At 65.3% G+C, this 17,266-nt stretch carries 19 protein-coding genes; 14 read left to right on the top strand and 5 right to left on the bottom strand.

Annotated features, from left to right (window positions below):
- Window positions 1–150: 150 nt before the first annotated feature.
- Window positions 151–1,275, top strand: coding sequence for a methyltransferase domain-containing protein (locus HNR23_RS10925; protein ID WP_184075471.1), 1,125 nt, complete (start codon window positions 151–153; stop codon window positions 1,273–1,275).
- A 237-nt stretch (window positions 1,276–1,512) separates the two neighbouring features.
- Here HNR23_RS10925 and HNR23_RS10930 read toward each other — a convergent pair whose 3' ends face one another.
- Window positions 1,513–1,695: a DUF397 domain-containing protein gene (locus HNR23_RS10930; protein ID WP_343070516.1), complete on the bottom strand. Its 183-nt coding sequence runs from the start codon at window positions 1,693–1,695 to the stop codon at window positions 1,513–1,515.
- The gene (locus HNR23_RS10935; protein WP_184075472.1) at window positions 1,673–2,497 is read right to left on the bottom strand and encodes a helix-turn-helix domain-containing protein; all 825 of its coding nucleotides are present in this window, start codon (window positions 2,495–2,497) and stop codon (window positions 1,673–1,675) included. The genes HNR23_RS10930 and HNR23_RS10935 overlap by 23 nt, the downstream gene beginning before the upstream one ends.
- A 489-nt stretch (window positions 2,498–2,986) precedes the next feature.
- Here HNR23_RS10935 and HNR23_RS10940 point away from each other — a divergent pair, with 489 nt between their 5' ends.
- The 4 genes from HNR23_RS10940 (at window position 2,987) to HNR23_RS10955 (ending at window position 6,450) form a co-directional block, all read left to right on the top strand.
- Window positions 2,987–3,592, top strand: a complete 606-nt coding sequence (locus HNR23_RS10940) for an ATP-binding protein (protein ID WP_184075473.1) — start codon at window positions 2,987–2,989, stop codon at window positions 3,590–3,592.
- Window positions 3,589–3,945 carry a hypothetical protein gene (locus HNR23_RS10945; RefSeq protein ID WP_184075474.1) on the top strand — a complete coding sequence of 119 codons (357 nt, stop codon included), beginning with the start codon at window positions 3,589–3,591 and terminating at the stop codon, window positions 3,943–3,945. The genes HNR23_RS10940 and HNR23_RS10945 overlap by 4 nt, the downstream gene beginning before the upstream one ends.
- A 146-nt stretch (window positions 3,946–4,091) precedes the next feature.
- The gene (locus HNR23_RS10950; protein WP_184075475.1) at window positions 4,092–4,541 is read left to right on the top strand and encodes a UTRA domain-containing protein; all 450 of its coding nucleotides are present in this window, start codon (window positions 4,092–4,094) and stop codon (window positions 4,539–4,541) included.
- Window positions 4,542–4,641: 100 nt separating this feature from the next.
- On the top strand, window positions 4,642–6,450 hold the full coding sequence (locus tag HNR23_RS10955; protein WP_343070517.1) for an SUMF1/EgtB/PvdO family nonheme iron enzyme: 1,809 nt from the start codon (window positions 4,642–4,644) through the stop codon (window positions 6,448–6,450).
- Here the strand turns inward: HNR23_RS10955 and HNR23_RS10960 are convergent.
- The gene (locus HNR23_RS10960; protein WP_221308090.1) at window positions 6,445–6,885 is read right to left on the bottom strand and encodes an NUDIX domain-containing protein; all 441 of its coding nucleotides are present in this window, start codon (window positions 6,883–6,885) and stop codon (window positions 6,445–6,447) included. The genes HNR23_RS10955 and HNR23_RS10960 overlap by 6 nt on opposite strands.
- Before the next feature lie 62 nt (window positions 6,886–6,947).
- On the opposite strand from HNR23_RS10960, the gene HNR23_RS10965 reads away from it, so the two are divergent.
- Window positions 6,948–7,535 (top strand): sugar phosphate nucleotidyltransferase, encoded by a 588-nt coding sequence (locus HNR23_RS10965; protein WP_184075476.1) that lies wholly within the window; start codon window positions 6,948–6,950, stop codon window positions 7,533–7,535.
- Window positions 7,536–7,614: 79 nt separating this feature from the next.
- On the opposite strand, the gene tnpA is transcribed toward HNR23_RS10965, so the two are convergent.
- Window positions 7,615–8,031 carry an IS200/IS605 family transposase gene (gene tnpA, locus HNR23_RS10970; protein WP_184075477.1) on the bottom strand — a complete coding sequence of 139 codons (417 nt, stop codon included), beginning with the start codon at window positions 8,029–8,031 and terminating at the stop codon, window positions 7,615–7,617.
- A gap of 26 nt (window positions 8,032–8,057) precedes the next feature.
- On the opposite strand from tnpA, the gene HNR23_RS10975 reads away from it, so the two are divergent.
- The 6 genes from HNR23_RS10975 to HNR23_RS11000 all read left to right on the top strand — a co-directional run bounded on the left by HNR23_RS10975 (window position 8,058) and on the right by HNR23_RS11000 (window position 12,758).
- Window positions 8,058–9,206 (top strand): RNA-guided endonuclease InsQ/TnpB family protein, encoded by a 1,149-nt coding sequence (locus tag HNR23_RS10975; RefSeq protein WP_184075478.1) that lies wholly within the window; start codon window positions 8,058–8,060, stop codon window positions 9,204–9,206.
- Between the two features lie 151 nt (window positions 9,207–9,357).
- Window positions 9,358–9,540 (top strand): hypothetical protein, encoded by a 183-nt coding sequence (locus tag HNR23_RS10980; RefSeq protein ID WP_246421710.1) that lies wholly within the window; start codon window positions 9,358–9,360, stop codon window positions 9,538–9,540.
- A gap of 299 nt (window positions 9,541–9,839) precedes the next feature.
- A complete protein-coding gene (locus HNR23_RS10985; protein ID WP_184075479.1) occupies window positions 9,840–10,199 on the top strand; it encodes a hypothetical protein in 360 nt (119 codons plus the stop codon).
- Between the two features lie 50 nt (window positions 10,200–10,249).
- Complete coding sequence (locus tag HNR23_RS10990) at window positions 10,250–10,399, top strand: NUDIX hydrolase (protein WP_184075480.1); 150 nt, start codon at window positions 10,250–10,252, stop codon at window positions 10,397–10,399.
- Entirely contained in the window at window positions 10,400–10,543 is a 144-nt protein-coding gene (locus HNR23_RS10995; protein ID WP_184075481.1) for a hypothetical protein, read from the top strand.
- Between the two features lie 571 nt (window positions 10,544–11,114).
- On the top strand, window positions 11,115–12,758 hold the full coding sequence (locus HNR23_RS11000) for an ISAzo13 family transposase (RefSeq protein ID WP_343070518.1): 1,644 nt from the start codon (window positions 11,115–11,117) through the stop codon (window positions 12,756–12,758).
- Window positions 12,759–12,794: 36 nt separating this feature from the next.
- Here the strand turns inward: HNR23_RS11000 and HNR23_RS11005 are convergent, their stop codons facing one another.
- Window positions 12,795–14,036, bottom strand: a complete 1,242-nt coding sequence (locus HNR23_RS11005; protein ID WP_343070519.1) for an ISAs1 family transposase — start codon at window positions 14,034–14,036, stop codon at window positions 12,795–12,797.
- Window positions 14,037–14,691: 655 nt separating this feature from the next.
- Here HNR23_RS11005 and HNR23_RS11010 point away from each other — a divergent pair.
- Together HNR23_RS11010 and HNR23_RS27620 are read left to right on the top strand one after the other, a co-directional pair.
- The gene (locus tag HNR23_RS11010; protein WP_184075482.1) at window positions 14,692–16,248 is read left to right on the top strand and encodes an RICIN domain-containing protein; all 1,557 of its coding nucleotides are present in this window, start codon (window positions 14,692–14,694) and stop codon (window positions 16,246–16,248) included.
- A 245-nt stretch (window positions 16,249–16,493) separates the two neighbouring features.
- Window positions 16,494–17,201, top strand: a complete 708-nt coding sequence (locus HNR23_RS27620) for an endonuclease/exonuclease/phosphatase family protein (protein WP_394353821.1) — start codon at window positions 16,494–16,496, stop codon at window positions 17,199–17,201.
- Window positions 17,202–17,266: the final 65 nt, after the last annotated feature.

Here is a 17,266-nt window from a genome sequence, read left to right on the forward strand (position 1 = left end):
GGGTTCGTCCCGGTCTTGGGGTGGTGCAGCTTGTGGTTGCGGCGGGGCGGGCGTTGGCGGTGTTGGGGGGTGTTTTCAGTTGTGCGCTGGGGGTGGCCGGTTTTGGCCGGTTTCGCTGACACTGCGGTATCGGCCGGTTACCGTCGCCCTATGAGTGATGATCCCCCCGGCCCGGACGACCTCGCCGCGCTCGCCAGGCCCGCGTGGGCGGACACGTTCCGAACAGTGCCGCGCGAGCACTTCATCCCCGATGCCGCCCACGCCTCCTACATGGGAGACGAACCCAGCCACTGGATCGACTGTCACACCGGCCCTAAGACGTGGAAGAAAGCCGTCTACTCCGACACCACCATCCTCACCCAGGTCGACGACGGACAGGCTCCCCTCACCGAGGAGAGTGCGACGACGAGCATCAACCCGTCGTCGTCCAATACCGCCCCCAGCTTGGTCGCCCAGTTCCTCGAACTGCTCGACCCCTACCCGGGCGACCGGGTCCTGGAAATCGGGACCGGGACCGGGTGGACCGCCGCACTCCTGTCGGCGCGCCAAGGCGCGGAGAACGTGTACTCGGTCGAGGTGGACGAACATGTCGCCGAGCAGGCCGCCGCGAACGTGAAGCGCGCCGGATACGCTCCGCACCTGAGGGTCGGGGACGGGGCGCAGGGGTGGCCCGAGGAGGCGCCCTTCGACCGGGTGCACGTCACCTGCGGTGTGCGGGAGATCCCGTATGCGTGGGTGGAGCAGACCCGCCCCGGCGGCGTGATCGTCGCGCCGTGGACCCCTGTCCAGGCGGTGGGGCACAAGCTGGTGCTGACGGCCGCCGGTGATGTGGCTGTCGGCCGGCCTCGGGGTCGGGCGGGGTTCATGATGATGCGCTCGCAGCGGGCCGGGTACCCCACGCCCGTCGGGGAACGGCGGGAGTCCGTGGCGACGGTCGATCCGATGCGGATCAGCCGGGCCGGTCCCGGGTTGGAGATGGCGGTGGCGGCGTTCATGCCGGGTGTGGCTGTGAACGGGCTGGGGAGCGGTGATGACCGCGTCGGCCTGCGGCACCCCGCCACCGGTTCCTACGCGCTGGCGGTTCGCTCCGACTGCGGTGTGAAGGCGAGGGTCGGTGAGCACGGCCCGCGTTCGCTGTGGCCGGAGTTCGAGAACGCCTATCTGGAGTGGCTGAGTTGGGGCTCCCCGGGCCTCGACCGGTTCGGCGTTGCTGTGACGTCGGAGGGACAGTCCATCTGGCTGGACCATCCGGACAACCCGATCGGGAAGGTGTGACCAGCATGGGCAAGCACGGCGGAGTTGACTGCTCGATGTGCAACGGGACGGGCAAGGTGACCGTCAGCCGGGACGGAACGCAGGAGGAGCGGCCGTGTTCGGGGTGCAGGGGTACCGGCAAGGTGTAGCAGTTCCGGATGTCTCCCCCGGCGGGTAGCGTGACGATGTCGCGACATAGAAGGGGCTCCACGCCAGTTGCGCGGGCGTGGAGCCCCCTTCTTGCGATCTCAGACGCCGCTACAGCTTCTCCTCGCGCACAGCCGCCAGAAACACGGACTGCTCACGCGCACCGAAGCTCAAGAAGCCAAGGCCAGGGTGCTGAGAGTCCCGCAGGTCAGCCCCGTGCTCATGCTCCCGCGTCTCGACGCAGTTGGTGCCGCCTGAGCTGTATGTGGACTTATGCCACATGCTGTTCATCATCCAACCTCTTTATTTCCTGCTGAAGCGCCTTAAGCGTCTCGCTCACCGCCCAGGCTTCGCTTTGCAGCCTGCCGAAGAGCAGCCGGTAGTGTTCCACATCAACCATGTTGGTGATGAACTGGCCGTAGTGGATCGACTCGGCATAGACCACCGGCTTCGGGTGACCGGTGACCACCGCGAAGGACCCTGAGTTTCCCGGGTGGGTCGGGCTGGCCGCTCGTACTGCCTGAAGCGTCAGCCGTCCCCGCTGGACCAGGTCCTCCAGGAACCGCAGTTGCCCCAGCATGACAGCCGCGGAACCGTACCGCCGCCACAGTACGGTCTCGTCCACGACACACCACATGATCGGGTGGGCCGCCTTGACTACGCGCTGGCTCTCCGCTGCACGCTGGGTTGCCTTGGCAGCGACTTCGTCCTCGGTCAACCAAGGGACACCGTTGCGGATGACCGCCTGAGCGTACTCCTCAGTCTGCAGGTACCCGGGGAACGAGATCATCTGATATTCGAAGACGGACGCGCCCTCGCGGACCAGCTGGGAAAACTCACTCAGCCAGGCTTGGCGGCCGTTGCCCGTCAGGTCTTCCCAAAGCCGGTCGAGCTGACCATACCCCAACTTTTCGTCGAGCTTGGACCGGATATCTCCCTTCAGCGGGGCCTCTCCTCGCTCGATCGCGGAGACGAGGCTCTTACTGCATCCCACGCGGTGGGCAAGCGACGCTTGCGTCATTCCAGCATCGTTGCGCAGGCGCCTCACTTCATTCCCGTAGCGCCTGCGGATACGTTCATCCTCATCGATGGACATAGGACCATTTCAGCACACATCCACGGTATGTCTAGATGTTTTCCAGAAATTTCCAGGGACCGTGGAACGCCTCCAGGAAAGTCACATGCACCTTCACCTGGGGCTCTCCAGATGCAATGCTGCCCGCATGACAGACACCTGGAAACCGACGCACATCCCCACAAGTCGGATGTTCGACTCATCACCGACGAGTTACGGCGTTTCCATCCACGGGCGCCCTGCTGATGCAAGGCGGCACAGCATCGGGAAAAACCCGCACCCTTTCCCAAGGGAGTGCTCCCGAATAAACGCATTCCGGGTGGCTCCATGCGCAGGCGCAACATCGTTTCGCACCAGTCTGCGGAAACCGCAGAAATAAGCAGACCCCCGCGACGGTGACGGCCGTCCGAGGGCATGGCCCCGCCCAGCTGAGGTAGGCGAGAACATGCGACAGCGTAGCAACCACGCATTTCCCACGACACTGACCACCCGGGCGCGGGGTGATCGCTGATGGGTACCGCGAACCCCACCGCCACAGACGCGTTCACGAACGCCCGGACGGAAGCGTTCACCACCGGCTTCGAGCTGAAGCGATACCGAACCGAAGGCAGTTACCGGTACGAGCTCCGCAACGCCCGCACCAAGCAACTGCACCCGTTCAACCACCTAAGCGAGGTAATCAGCTTCCTCCAGCACCCGGAGCTCCCACACCGCACCGACCCCCGCACCTACGCCCTGGACCTGCCGGGCGAGGAACAATCCGCAGGCCAAGCCCGCGAGTTCGTCCACCGCAAAGCCCGAGGCATCGGTACGGCCAGCCGGCCGATCCGGCAGGTGACAGGTGAGCTCGTCGCCAACGCGCTCCGGCACAGCCGCTCCGGCCAGGCCGAGGGGTGTATCGCCCTGCGCCTCACCCTCCACCCCGAGAAGGTCCGGGTGGAGGTCACCGACGACGGCCCCGCCGCACCCGGGGACGTTCCCCAGGTTCAGCTATTCGACCCGGACCGCCAGAGCGGGCGCGGCCTGATGCTCGTCGAGGCGTTCACTCTGGGCCGGTGGGGTTTCCACCGCCGACCGGACGGGGGCACCACCGTGTGGGCGGAGGTCCCCCGATGACACGCCCCCAACTCTTCGACCACACACAACGCGACACCGCCGCCAAGCTCCAACAGAAAGCCGCAGACCACTGGGTCGTGATGTGGGGAACCGGATCCCAGCTGTACTGGGCGTTCCTGAGCGGCCACCCCGAGCCGCTGGTGCTGTCCCACCGCGACATCGACGAACTGAAACAGGAAATGCACACCGCCCTGCTGCAACGCACACGCCGAACCCCGGCTGTGCACCCCCATGACCGGCTGCCGGACCCCGAACCCCCTCCACGGGCCGGCAGCCCCGAAACGCCAGGGGTGTCCGGACCCCTGGCGCAGCCCCGCCGGCTGTGCGGACCCGACAACGGTCTTCCCGGGTGATCGCACGCCCGCGGCGGCGGCCCGGCCGCAAAGGCGCGGTCGGGCCTATCCCCCTCGTGCGGGCCGCCCACGCACCTTCCCCGGTGGGCGGCCCCACCACGAACCCCTCGTTCGACCGACACCCAAAAAATGCGAGGAAATACCTGATGCTGCAAACCCGCCCCTCCCCCGCCTTCGGGCTGCGGACTTACCGCAAACACCCGCACACCACCGACCTGGCCATCCACCCCGGCACGCAAGGACTGACCGTCACCCAGGAGTCGGCCGTCGACAGCGTCGCCCACGCCCTGGACCTTGAGGTCGGCGCGCCGGTCATCGCCAGAACCGGCGTGTACTGGCGGGCGAATACCCCGGTGCAGTCCCTGCGGACCTACTTCCCCACCGGTGTGCGGCGTTTAGGCGAGCCCTCGCGGGTGACCGAGGAGGCCACCGTGCGGTTGGCGACGCCGCGGGAGCAGGCCGAGCTCGATCTGGGGGCGCTGTCCCCGGTGATGGCGCTGCGGCGCATCGCCTACGCCACTACGGGGCGGCCGGTCGAGCTGACGGTGTGCGTGCTGGTGCCCGGCTATGCCGCTGTGTACCAGCTCGACGTGTGAGGCGGGCCGTGGGGCCGGTTCCGCGGGGGGCGGCCCCACGGCCGAAAGGCGGCGCGGCGGCGGGGAGACCCCGCACGTGGGTGGGTTGTCCTCCGCTGTCGTGCCTTCCACGCATCAGCGGCCGGGGAAGCGCAGCCGCACGGCCACCGACACCCTCTCTGCTGATGCCCGCTGGGCCGCACCCCTCGCGTGCGGGCTGCGGCCCAGCGCCCCCGGCACCGCCAGCACCAGCCACTTCCGCCTTCGAACACCCCAGGAGACACGAGCCATGGCGACCGACGAACGCCCTCCGATACTCGTTCTGGGAACCTCCGAACGCGTCGGGTCGAACTGGGTCCTCGACTCCCTGCGACACGCCACCATCCAGCACAACGAACCCCTTCGCCAGCAGCTCGGGAGGCAGCACCCACTCGCTCCCCTGACCACGGCCGCGGCAACGAGCACCGCCGTGCGCACTCCGGTCGCCGCATACTGGGTCGATTCCTTCAAACGGAGCAAGTACCGCAACGGCCGCCACGTCATCAAAGAGACCAACCTGTACTTCACAGCGGCACCGTTCCTCGCGCTGTTCCCGGACTCACCCGTTGTGGTGCTCTCCCGGTCCCCACTGGGGGTGGCCAGCTCCTTTACGCGCGGCGCCCTTTGGGATCGGTGGGACTACGGAAGCATCTACCGCCGTGTCGCGGCCTTGGCCCACGAGGACGACCACCGCGGCTGGTCGCAGCTCGTACCCGATGACGACCCGTGCCCGCCCGTCGCGCTTACGCGCCTGATCACGTTGAACGCGGCGCTGCTGGCCGAAGCCCTCGGCGACCGCGAGCACGCGCATGTGGCCTACGAAGCCGCGGTCCTCGACTGGCAAACCGCCACGCGCCCCTTGGCCGACCTGGCTGAGGAATTCGACTCTGCGCGTCCGTTCCCCTCGCAGGAAGCACCCTCCTGTGACGGCACGTTCGCGACGACGACGAACAAGGACCGCTTGGTCGCGCGTCTACGCCCTGGAACCGGCGACGTGGTGGCATCCGAGACGGCACGATGTCTGGGGCTACTCCGCAGCATCGTCTCGCCCCAGTCGTCCGAAACGGTTGGGCACTGGCTTGCCGGGGCCGATTCCTACACAATGGCCGCCTTCAACCGCGCCACAGCCACCACCCCGGCGCCGCCGGCCACTGTCCACAGGGCAGGAACCGAACCGGTCTATGTGCCCGCGACTCCCCCCGGCATCCAGTGGCGGAACCTGCTGGTCTCCAACGCCGAGATGTGCGTCTTTCTCAACCGGCTGAGCGATGCGGGCGTGAAGACCACCCTGCACGGGGTGCACCTCGTCGCGATCCCCATGCCGCATGAACGCGGCGGCCGACTCCACTGCACGGAGCAGGGTTGGCGGGTGAGCCGTGGATACGAACGGCATCCGGCCTACTGGATCACCTGGATCGGAGCCGCCGCCTACGCCCTCTGGGACGGGGCCCGGCTCCCGACCAGCAACGAACTGGACGCCCTCACCGAAGGCGCTCACCCCCGCAACGCCGAGTACCGGGTGGGCGACGTGACCCCCGCCCAGGAGTCCGGACTAGGGCCGAAAGCTGTACACCACCGGGTCGGCAACCTTCGGGTGTGGTGCTCCGACGGGCCGGACGACGGACCGGACTGGGCGCCCATAACGCGGTACCGGCACGGCGCCGCGTGGAACACACCCGCGTCGCGCCAGGAGGTGACGAGTCGACGTTCCCGGCACCTGCTCGGAGCTTCGCGAGGTGTCGGTGTACGGCTGGCCCGCGACACCGCTGCCCCTGACCGCTGTCCGCTGGATGAGATCGCCGACCGCATAAGCCGGTGGCTCGCCCTGTTGGGCGACCGGACGCGCCCTCTGGCGGAGCTCGACCAGGAGGCCATCACCCTCCTGTCATAGTCCGATGGCCGACTTCGGCCCCATGTAGGACCCGGCGCCGGGGAACCCGTTCTTGACCAGTTCGGCGAACCGCTCGCTGAATCCGAGTTGCGGCAGGTCCCCGGTCTTGACGAATTCCACTCCGCGAATCGGGCGGGTGTCGATTCCCTCGGCGATTTCACCAAGTGCCCCGCCCACCCTTCGCACCTCGAAAGTCATGTGTATGACGTGAAGCCCCTTTTCCGGAACGATGTGGTCGCACACGTAAAGCAGACGGCCGACTTCAACGTCGATCCCGGTTTCTTCTCGCATTTCGCGAACGAGGGCGCCGCCAAGTGTCTCGCCCTCCTCGACCCGGCCACCGGGCAGGCTCCATCTGCGGGGACCGTCGGTGTCCTGGTCCAGCAGCAATACCTGCCCGTCCTCCACAAGGAGGCCCGTCACACGTGTATCCATACCGGCACCCTAGCGAACAGGAGAAATCTATGCCATCGATCAGCGGAAAACAGCATTCAGTGATGATCGCGGCTGGTGGACTGGGGACAAGGCGAGCGAACTGGTCCCGCTTCCTACCGAAGGAGTACTTCCCAGTCCAGGGAAAGCCGGGCATCGCACTCCTCATGGAGGAAATCGCGGAGTTGGGAAAGGTCCGGGCTGTCATGGTGCACCACCCCTACTACTCCCAGTTCGCAGCATGGGCGACCCGCGTACTGAACATGCCCTCCGACTACGACCACGTCGCCGGCACCGCGCCCGAGGCGCAGCGCTGGCCCGGGGTGAGCCTGGAGCTGATCGCCCAGAGCGGACCCTATGGCGACATCACGTCCGTGCTCAACGCCGATGACCACCTCAGCCACCCCGACGATCTCTACGTCATGTACGCCGACAACCTCTACCCTCGCGCACAGCCCGTGATGCACCTGAGTGGAATGGAAGCCGGGACCGCGGTGATCGCGCGCCCCTACACGCGCTCCGAGGCTGCGCAACGCGGCGTCATCGTCTGCGACAGCGACCGCATGATCCGATTGGTGGAGAAGCCGGACGACCGGGCAGCCCGCGCCCTCGAAGCCCGCTACCGGGATCGTCGGCAGTGCTCCGGCCTCTAGGCCGGAGGTGAAGCCGACTCGCCCGCGTAGCGGGGCACGAAGCGTCGAACCGCCGCTAGGCGGTCCGGCGCCCCATCCGCTAGACCGGGCGGTTCTGCTGCTCGATGTACTGGCGCAATACCGATATAGGTGCGCCGCCCACCGAACCGGCGAAATACGACCCCGCCCACAGCTTGTTCGCCCGCCAGTAGTGCCGCACCAGGTCAGGGAATTCCTGGCGCAACCTACGAGAGCTGACGCCCTTCAAGCTGTTGACCAGCTTCGACAGCGCGACCTTCGGAGGAAAGTTCACCAGCAGGTGCACGTGGTTGGCTTCCCCGTTGAACTCGCGTAGTTCGGTCTCGAAGTCCGCGCACACGTCCCGCATGATCTCTTCCATGCGGCTCAGGTGGTGGTCTCCGAACACGGGGTGCCGGTACTTCGTCACGAAAACCAAGTGTGCGTGCAGGACGAAAGCGCAGTGTCTGCCTGTCCTGATGTCCGCGTAGTCGCCCATAGCCCAACCGTAATACAGTGTCCGCTATGCAGCTCCGGTACCAGTTCCGCGTGTACCCGAGCGCCCCGCAGAGAACCAAGCTGGCGAAGGCGTTCGGGTGCGCTCGCGTCGTCTTCAACGACGCCCTCCGCGCCCGCCAGGACGCCTACAACAGCGGAGCCAAGCGCCCCACCGCTGCGGAACTGTCGAAGCGGTTCATCACCGAGGCGAAGAAGACCAAGGAGCGCAACTGGCTGGATGACGTCTCGGCCGTGGTGCTCCAGCAGTCCCTGAGGGACCTGGAGACGGCGTATTCCAACTTCTTCGCGTCGAAGAAGGGCACCCGCAGCGGTCCGAAGACGGGGCCGCCGACGTTCAAGAAGAAGACCAGCCGCCAAGCGGTCAGGTTCACCAGGAACGCCCGGTTCGCCATCACCGCGGACGGCAGGCTCCGCTTGCCGAAGATCGGCGACGTGAAAGTGAGATGGTCCCGCACCCTGCCGTCCGAACCGTCGTCGGTGACCGTGATCAAGGACGCCTCCGGGCGGTACTTTTGTTCGTTCGTGGTCGAGACCGAGGACAAGCCGCTCCCGGAACTCGACCTGGACGAGACCGAGACCGGTATCGATCTCGGACTGTCCACGTACGCGGTCCTGCGGGGACGCAAGATCACGGCCCCGAAGTTCTTCCGACGTGCCGAGCGCAAGCTCAAGCGGGCACAGCGCAAACTGTCCCGAGCACAGAAGGGATCGAAGAACCGGCGCAAGGCCAAGCTGGCCCTCGCCGAAGTCCATGCCCGCGTTGCTGACCAGCGGCGCGACTTCATCGAACAGCACACCACCAGGATCGCGAGCGAGAGCCAAGCCGTGTACCTGGAGGACCTGAACGTGAAGGGCATGGGCAAGGGCAGGCGCGCCAGATCCGTCCGCGATCAGTCGCTGGGAAGGTTCGCCCGCACCCTGGAAGCCAAGTGCGCGAGATACGGGCGCGGATTCGCCAAGGTCGACCGGTGGTTCCCGTCCACTCAGCTCTGTTCGGCCTGCGGGTCGATCGAAGGCCCCAAGGGACTGGAAGGGCTCAAGGTCCGGTTGTGGACGTGCTCATGCGGAGCCGCCCACGACCGGGACGAAAACGCTGAACTCAACATCCGCCGCGAAGGGCGGAGCATCGTGGCCGAGGGACGCCCGGACACGTAAAACGCCTCGTGGAGCCCGTGTAAGACCCGGAAATCCGGGCGGTGGGTGATGAAGCAGGAACCACTAGGCACGTGCTGGAAACAGCGGCGGCACGGTGGGAATCCCCTCCCTTCAGGGAGGGGAGCGTCAAGGCATCGACAACCTCGCACTCATGACGGGACGCGCGCGGGTCAGCCGCTCATTCCTCGACTTCCTGCACGCCCACCGGCACCCCGGCGGAGAGCCGAAGCTCTCACTGGCCCTGTCCGCCTTCGCCAAGACGGCACCGGTCAGAGTCCGGCGGGTCGACACTCCTGTGACCGACCTCGGGGCGCCTCTCCCGAGCGCCGAGTGACAGGAACAAGCAAGTGCGCCCCACCTTCTCGGCGGCTTTGGGGTGACAGCGGCCGCCCCCGGGGCGGGGTGTGTGATCCGGCCCCGACCTAACCCGACGAATTCCCCCTGGCGCCCCGCCAGCGCGGAGAGCGTGAACCCCGGCGCCCGGCCGCACACCGCCACCGCCCTGGCCGGCGGGCGGGCGGATGCGGGCCCACCACAACCACCCCGCGGCCCGCAGCGGGTCTGGCGACGACCCCCGAACACCTTTTCTAATCGAACACCCGTACCCACCGACGAGTGTGTTGGAGCGTGGACATGCCGCGGCAGCGCCGCCGTCGTAAGAAGCCCGCCCCCGCTGTTCAGCTACCCGAGCTCGCTGCCAGCCGGTACTACCCGTGGCTGGCCGACCTGGAGAAAGTGTCGGCCTGGAAGATCGCGGCCCGGCTGCCCTCCCTCATCCGCACCACCCTGGCCTGGAGCTGGAAGGCCAGCCGCCGCGACACCGCCGCCGCCCTGGCCCTCAACACCGCCGCCGCGCTCCTCCTGCCCACGCTGATCAGCGAAATCTGGGGCAGCTCACCGTCCCTGCGGGACCTGCTGACGGCGGCCTCCATCCCCACGGACGCGGGTGCGGGGGGTACCGATCCCGGCTTCGAGCAACAGACCCTCATGTGACCTGCAACGATCGGCCTCCACAACCCCCATGGGGCCTCTACCGTGGTCGGATGCGAAACGATCACCGGCGCGGCGCCGTGGCCATCATCACCAACCCCCGCGGTGACCTCCTGCCCCACCTGCGCGACGACATACCTGCCGTTTGCTGGTCCGGCTACTGGTCGCGACCCGGAAGGCGGGAGGAGCCCCGGAAGACGTAGATGGAGATGGAGACCGCGCTGCGCGAGGACAAGGAAGAGACCGGTATCACCCCCGGCACCATCCTCGACATCGCGGTCCCCTGTCGGAGCCGGGGACGGTGCCGCCGCGTGGTTCGCGCCGCCTGGGACGGTCACGAGGACTAGCTCATCCTCGGCGAGGTCCAGGCCTTCAGGTTCGTAGCGCTGGACGAGCTTCTGCAGAAGAGGCCACTGCTGATCCGCCACATTGTCGGCGAGCTTATGGAGACCGATGCCGCTCGATGAATGGATATCGCGTTTGCGGCGCGTGGCAACGGACGCCGATTGCCTACTGACAGGTCATAGCAGCACCCCGGCTGCGGACCGGTCGTCCACATCTCGCCCCTCAGCGTCTGTGACCTGCGTCTGGAGCGCTTCGCGGCGGCCCCGGCCGGCGCCCCGTTGCCCAGATGAGCAACTTGGCTCGTCTATGGCGCGTAATAACTCGCAACGACGTGATTAATCCGCGCTGAGCGTGGCTCTTACACCACAATTCGGTCATAACGTGACACGTTACTCATATGCTATTTTTTCCTACGCATCAGACTTACGCGAGAACTTCAAGACCTTGCGCGTCGTGGGAGATAGCCTCACCAATCCCCTCGCCCGAATTTCATCGGATTGGCGTCTTTACTCAGGGGGTTGCCGATTAATAACTCCTCGCCCTGCGAGAGCGGTGGCCCTCTACGATCCGGCTGTGACAGAGCGCATCGAGAAGGTTCTCGCGAGTGTGTTGGCCAAGCTGCTGCCCTACTTGGACGAGCGCCAGAAGCGTCTGGTCGCCGGGGCGGCCGCACGCGTAGTCGGCCACGGCGGCATCCGTACCGTGGCCCGCGCGGCGCAGATGGCGGAAACCACTGTCGCGCGGGGCGCACGCGAACTCCACACCGGGCCGGAACCGGACGGACGCACCCGAAGCCTGGGAGCGGGCCGCAAACCGCTACGCGAGGCCGACCCCGGCCTGGTGCCCGCGCTGCTGGCCCTGGTCGAACCCGACCAGCGCGGCGACCCCGAATCCCCTCTGCGCTGGACCACGAAGTCGACCTACAAGCTGGCCGCCGAGCTGACCAGGCAGGGCCACCCGGTGGGCCCCGACACCGTCGCGGCCCTGCTCAAAGCCGAAGGCTTCTCCCTCCAGGGCACCACGCGCACCACCGAGGGCGCCCGCCACCCCGACCGCGACGCCCAGTTCCGCTACATCAACGACCAGGCCACCCGACACCTCGCGGACGGACAGCCGGTGGTCAGCGTCGACACCAAGAAAAAGGAAGTGCTCGGCGACTACGCCGTGGCCGGCCGCGAATGGCACCGCTCCGGCGAGCCGGTCCAGGTCCGCGCCCACGACTTCCCGGAGAAGAACGCCACCAAGGCGGTGCCCTACGGGGTCTACGACATCGGAGCCGACACCGGCTGGGTGGGGGTGGGCTGCGACGGCGACACCGCCGCGTTCGCCGTGGCCACCCTGCGTCGCTGGTGGGACGCCGAAGGGCGCCACCGCTACCCCGACGCAACCCGCCTGCTCATCACTGCGGACGCGGGTGGATCCAACGGCTACCGGGTGCGGGCCTGGAAGAAGCGCCTGGCCGATTTCGCCCACGCCGCAGGCCTGGAGGTGACGGTGTGCCACTTCCCGCCCGGCACCTCCAAGTGGAACAAAATCGAGCACCGGCTGTTCTCCGCGATCAGCACCAACTGGCGCGGCAGGCCGCTGACCAGCCACGAAGTCGTCGTCAACACCATCGCCGCGACCACCACCCGCACCGGGCTGAGAGTGCGCGCCGAGCTCGACACCGGCAGCTATCCCACCGGCGAGACGGTGCCCGAGGAGGTCATGGAGCGGTTGCCGCTGGACCCCCATGGCTGGCACCCGAAATGGAACTACACCCTGCGTCCCGAGCCACCCGCCCCGCTGCCCGAGGCGCCCGGTCCGGATGCGGCCTTCGGCCGCTTCCCCGCGATGGACCGGGCCCCGTCCTGGCTGGGCCACCCGACCCTGACCGGCCTGGAGCCCGGGGCCTTCGGCGAACTCCACGACCGGTATCTCGCGCATGTGGACGCGCACCCGACCGCAGTCCTGCCTGGCAAGCGCCACGCGTTCGGAACCGGCAGCCGCAAGCTCTCCTCCACCGACCGTCTCACCATCGCGCTCGTCGCGCTTCGGTGGCGTCCGCCCCGCGCGGTCCTGGCCGGGCTCCTGGGCGTCTCCGCTGCCACGGTCTCCCACACCGTGCGCGAGGTCACCGCCGACCTGCAGGCCCTGGGCCACACCGTGCCATCGGGGCCGATTCCCGTCCGCACCACCGAAGACCTCGCCGCTCTCGTCAACCAGCCCGCCCTGTGATCACCAACTTATTAATCGGCAACCCCCAGGGGTCGTTCAAGTTCCTGAAGGGTCGGGTTCGTAACCGATCCCGAATAAAGGCAGTGCTCGTTCGGGTAGGTCCCGGATCGCGCGGACGGTCTTGGCGATGTTGTCCGCTCCCATCACCTTCAGGACACCGATCGCCAGGTTGCGCAGCGCCGCCATCGCGCGGGGAGCACTGCCGGTGTGAACCGTGGAGGCGTCCTCACCGAACACGGTGTCGCGGATGTGGTGGCTGGAGTTCTCGATCGCCCAGTGCCCCCGCAGATAGCGGGCCAGCTCAGCGGAGGTGGCCTGGTGGGCGTCCAGGCTGGTGACGGCGTAGGCGGTCTCCCTGGTCTGGGGCTTTCCCGCCGGCTTCCTGCGTCGGTGCAGCCGGATGGCGAGCCTGGCGCAGGGGAAGGCGATTCCTCCGAGGATCTCGGGGACGCCCATCGTCTTGACCGAGCGGGACTCGCGGCGGCCGTGCCCGGTTTCGGAGCGGGTGCGGGCGATGGGCGCGTCGTTCCACGGCAGGCCCTTGACCTGGGCGTACAGGGTGGGCTGGTTGGCCTTGACCACGGCCACGTAGTGCGCGCCTTTGTCCTCCACCAGCCATTTCAGGTGGTCCTTGACGGTGTGCAGGGCATCGGAGGTGACCACGGCGCCGGCCAGGTCCAGGTCCTGCAGCAGGGGGCGGAAGTGGCGGGTCTCGCCTGTTTTGGAACCGACCTCGGTCTGGGCGAGGGTGGCGGGGCGGTGGTGGGTGAGGGCGGAGAGCAGGTGGCGCCGCGGCTGGTCGAGGCGGGCCGATCCTTTCAGCGCCTTGCCGTCCACAGCGATCGCACCGGCTGCGGGTGGCGGTGGGTCGGCGGTGCCGGTGCTGTGGTCGGTGGCGGTGCGGTGCCGGTGGGCGAGGTAGGCGCCGATGGCCGTGTCCAGGGCGTGGGCGTCGATGCGGGTCAGGACGCGGTCGATGGTGGGGGCTGAGGGGGAGCGCCGCCAGGTGAAGGGGTGGGGGCGTATGCCGATGGCTTCCAGGAGGTGCTGTGGGGCGCGTTGTCCCCATTCGGCGATTTCATCGATGCTCTTGGCTCCGGAGATCGCGGCGCAGGCGCAGATGGTCAGGATGGCGGTCAGGGGGTACCAGCGGCCGCGGCGGGAGCGGGGGTCGGGGACGGTGTCGAGGTAGGGGCGCAGGTCGCAGATGGCGTCGGTGTCAAGGGTTCCCAGTTTCGCGAGTACGGCGGGGATCGGGGATGATGGCAGGGCAGGCACGGAAAGCCTTCATGGTCATTTGGCTTGGTCACCACAATGATCACGAAGACCGTGCCTGCTTGCGTGTTCGGTCGAACCCGCCCCGATCCGGGCGATCGACACCACATCGGAACTTGAACGAGCCCTGGTCTTTACTGAAATTAGATCGAGACCAAACCTCCGCGCCATTGACACTACCTTCGCGGATGAGCCAACATTTGAGTTCGGCGAGCGAAGTTTCCCAAGACACTCCGCATCAGAAATCCGAGTGTCGGCGAGAATCGCTCCTTCATAAACTAGAATCGCCTTAGGAACATCGATGTGGCGACGCGGCCGTGGGGGTGCCATCCCATCGGGTCGGCGCCCATTGGCAAATCTTTTGGCACGCCAACTTACCGCGCGGCAAGGCGCAATCCGCCTCACGCGCTGACTCCGGAATCAAAGCGGTCACAGGATACCGACCGTAGGCGTTAGTGCAACGCGACAGACCTTGGCTGAAATGGAACCTTGCAAACAAAGCCATAGAAAGAATCAGGGCAGCAAGGCAGAGTTAGTGCAAGAATTAAACTACTGTAATCTCTGGCAAGCACTAGTTCTTTCATTCCCCTGCCCGCCTACAGGCGACACATGGGGAGATCAATTTCAGTCCGCCAGCGCCGACTCCGGTGGATGCCGAATGTTGAGACTTAACGAGGAGGCAAATATGATAAACGTGGCGAGCGGGCGTACTGCTGCTGTACTTGCAGTACTGGGTGTTGCCAGTTCTCTCACAGCGACACCAGCGTCATCCGATCGACTACCTACTGACGGAAAAAGTCAGCAAGTCGGTAATCCCGATAGTATCGTGTCATCTTCGTTCCCCAAGAAACTCCATGATTCCGCGATTTACCCCATCAAGGATACACAGAGGGAGGATCGAAATAATGGTGACGCTCAGGACCAAGAATGCGCACACGAAGCGGCCTACACGCTAGCTCGATCAGAGGAATCAAGCAAAGAAGATCAGTGTCCAGCGGTACCACCCCAAACATTCGTCGGATACAAAGGTAAATGCCTCGATGTTGACGGCCCGGTCGAGCGCGGGGCAAAACTTGTCATGAACACGTGCGTTGGAGCGGCGTCACAGAAATGGGTCGTCAGCCCCGCAGAGGATACGCACAGTGGGCAGTTCAGAATCGTCCGCCCAGAGTCCGCCAACCTTTGTGTAACAACACATGACGTCGGCGGTCAGTACCAGCTCGACAGCTGTACTGACGGCAATCGTTTTAACGCGCGCATGGACGGAACTGTCTATGATTTTAGCAGTTCAACCACCAGTTCCTACTGTCTCGACGTCCAAGGGGCCGCAACTTCCGACCAGACGCCGGTAATCTCCTACAGCTGCCATGGAAACGAAAATCAACAGTGGGGTTATCCTTCTAATCCTATCCGCGGGCTTGCTAGCAAGTGCATTGACGGAAATAGCGCAAACGAGGATAGAAAACCTGTTCTCCTCTACACGTGCAATGATCAGCCGTGGCAGAAGTGGCGAGTGCTCGCAACGGGACAGATCGTCACGCAAGACGGGTCCGGGAACTCAAGATGCATGGATGTTCGAGATGTGGGTACAGCGGACGAAACAAAGGTTCAGATGTACACGTGCCGGAAGCTTTGGGATCCACTCTGGGTAGCGCAGCAGTGGGCCCCCAAGCAGGACGGTTCCCTCTTCAACCCCAACTCGAAGAAATGTCTACATGTCCCTGGGTCAGCGACAGCAGACGTCACGGAGCTGCAGATATACACCTGCAACGCCACTGCTGCGCAGGCATGGTCTCCCAACCCGCAGCCCATCGTTAACAAGGACTCAGGCAAGTGCCTGGACATCAAGGGGGGGCAGGGGGGAACAGTCGACAATAACACGGACGTTATTCTCTACGACTGCAACTCAGGTGTGAACCAGAAATGGGTATTCCAGTTTGATGGAACCATCCGTTCACTTAGCAAGTGCCTGGACGTCTTTAACGGAGCTAGTTCAGCAGATAGTCGACTAGTTGCATACGACTGCAATGGGTCATTCTCACAGAGCTTCAGCGAGAGAGTGATCAACGGCACCCCCTATCTGATAAACATGAATTCGGATATGTGCATCGGTCGCCGCAACGCCAGCTCTGTAGACGGAACCAATATCGTCCTTGCTGAGTGCAACCAGACCAGTCAACAGCAGTGGGACATCCAGAGCCGCGGTTGGCGCTGATGCAACTGAGTTGGGGTTTAAACCGCCACAGCTCTTCATCTCAACTCTGATATGTCAAATTTGGAGCCATTATGGCTGACATGATGAGATCACCCGGAAAACCTAGAAGGGGCCTCTGGATAGCGACACTCGCAATCCTCACAGCAACTCTGGCGATCGCAACCTCGCAACCGTCGAGTGCAAGCACCGCGGCCCCAATCGTAGAACATGCGAACCAGCAGACTTTCAGCGCCACGACCTGGAACATGCAGGGCTCCTCGGACCCGTCCGGAACCAAGTGGCAAAGCGTCAGTACCTTGGCCCGCAGCGTAGACATCGTCGCCCTCCAAGAGGCTGGTACGCGGCCGGCCACTGCCGAATTCGTTCGTGATCACCCGATCCAGGACCAGGTGGGTCAGGATTGGACCGTCAACGAATACCAATGGAACCTCGGAACTGCCACCAGGCCGCAGTATTACCGACTTTACTGGCTCAACGTGGGGCGCTTGCGTGTGAACCTTGCGCTTGTCGTTGCCCCTGAGCTTCCAGTTGTCCAGGTTCGAGTAGTGCATCCCCTGACAGGAGCGGGCGAGCGGCCAGCGCTAGGTGTAGAAATCGGCCGCGGACCCGCCGGCGATGCCAACAATATGACATTCTACACATTTCACGCTGTATCTAATGGAGGATACAATGCGGAAAGTATGATCATGCAGGTGGAGTGCAACACGACGACACGCTGGGCTGTACTGGGAGACTTTAATCGCAATCCCGACTCCACTACACCATCAGGGCAGCCATGGCTCAGACCCGGCACAGGGGTCGTGTGTCCGCCGAACTCCAACACCCACCCTGCCACGAATCCACGAAATCGACTCGACTTTATGGTAAGGAACGCGACGGCGCCTCAACTCACCGGTAACGTGCAAGACCCGCGTGCATCTGACCATCTGGCAGTGACGTACTCCGGAATTTAACCACCATACGGTTGGCGGGATATACCCAATTACCGCTGGCCTCGTAAGCGTCGCTTCCGCCACAC

It is taken from the genome of Nocardiopsis mwathae (assembly GCF_014201195.1).
GTDB lineage: Bacteria > Actinomycetota > Actinomycetes > Streptosporangiales > Streptosporangiaceae > Nocardiopsis_C > Nocardiopsis_C mwathae.

What these genes read in the sequence shown, in the direction of transcription:
- HNR23_RS10925 (WP_184075471.1), top strand. Translation starts at nt 151, where the DNA reads ATGAGTGATGATCCCCCCGGCCCGGACGACCTCGCCGCGCTCGCCAGG.
- HNR23_RS10930 (WP_343070516.1), bottom strand. Translation starts at nt 1,695, where the DNA reads ATGATGAACAGCATGTGGCATAAGTCCACATACAGCTCAGGCGGCACC.
- HNR23_RS10935 (WP_184075472.1), bottom strand. Translation starts at nt 2,497, where the DNA reads ATGTCCATCGATGAGGATGAACGTATCCGCAGGCGCTACGGGAATGAA.
- HNR23_RS10940 (WP_184075473.1), top strand. Translation starts at nt 2,987, where the DNA reads ATGGGTACCGCGAACCCCACCGCCACAGACGCGTTCACGAACGCCCGG.
- HNR23_RS10945 (WP_184075474.1), top strand. Translation starts at nt 3,589, where the DNA reads ATGACACGCCCCCAACTCTTCGACCACACACAACGCGACACCGCCGCC.
- HNR23_RS10950 (WP_184075475.1), top strand. Translation starts at nt 4,092, where the DNA reads ATGCTGCAAACCCGCCCCTCCCCCGCCTTCGGGCTGCGGACTTACCGC.
- HNR23_RS10960 (WP_221308090.1), bottom strand. Translation starts at nt 6,885, where the DNA reads ATGGATACACGTGTGACGGGCCTCCTTGTGGAGGACGGGCAGGTATTG.
- HNR23_RS10965 (WP_184075476.1), top strand. Translation starts at nt 6,948, where the DNA reads ATGATCGCGGCTGGTGGACTGGGGACAAGGCGAGCGAACTGGTCCCGC.
- tnpA (WP_184075477.1), bottom strand. Translation starts at nt 8,031, where the DNA reads ATGGGCGACTACGCGGACATCAGGACAGGCAGACACTGCGCTTTCGTC.
- HNR23_RS10975 (WP_184075478.1), top strand. Translation starts at nt 8,058, where the DNA reads ATGCAGCTCCGGTACCAGTTCCGCGTGTACCCGAGCGCCCCGCAGAGA.
- HNR23_RS10980 (WP_246421710.1), top strand. Translation starts at nt 9,358, where the DNA reads ATGACGGGACGCGCGCGGGTCAGCCGCTCATTCCTCGACTTCCTGCAC.
- HNR23_RS10985 (WP_184075479.1), top strand. Translation starts at nt 9,840, where the DNA reads ATGCCGCGGCAGCGCCGCCGTCGTAAGAAGCCCGCCCCCGCTGTTCAG.
- HNR23_RS10990 (WP_184075480.1), top strand. Translation starts at nt 10,250, where the DNA reads ATGCGAAACGATCACCGGCGCGGCGCCGTGGCCATCATCACCAACCCC.
- HNR23_RS10995 (WP_184075481.1), top strand. Translation starts at nt 10,400, where the DNA reads ATGGAGATGGAGACCGCGCTGCGCGAGGACAAGGAAGAGACCGGTATC.
- HNR23_RS11010 (WP_184075482.1), top strand. Translation starts at nt 14,692, where the DNA reads ATGTTGAGACTTAACGAGGAGGCAAATATGATAAACGTGGCGAGCGGG.
- HNR23_RS27620 (WP_394353821.1), top strand. Translation starts at nt 16,494, where the DNA reads ATGCAGGGCTCCTCGGACCCGTCCGGAACCAAGTGGCAAAGCGTCAGT.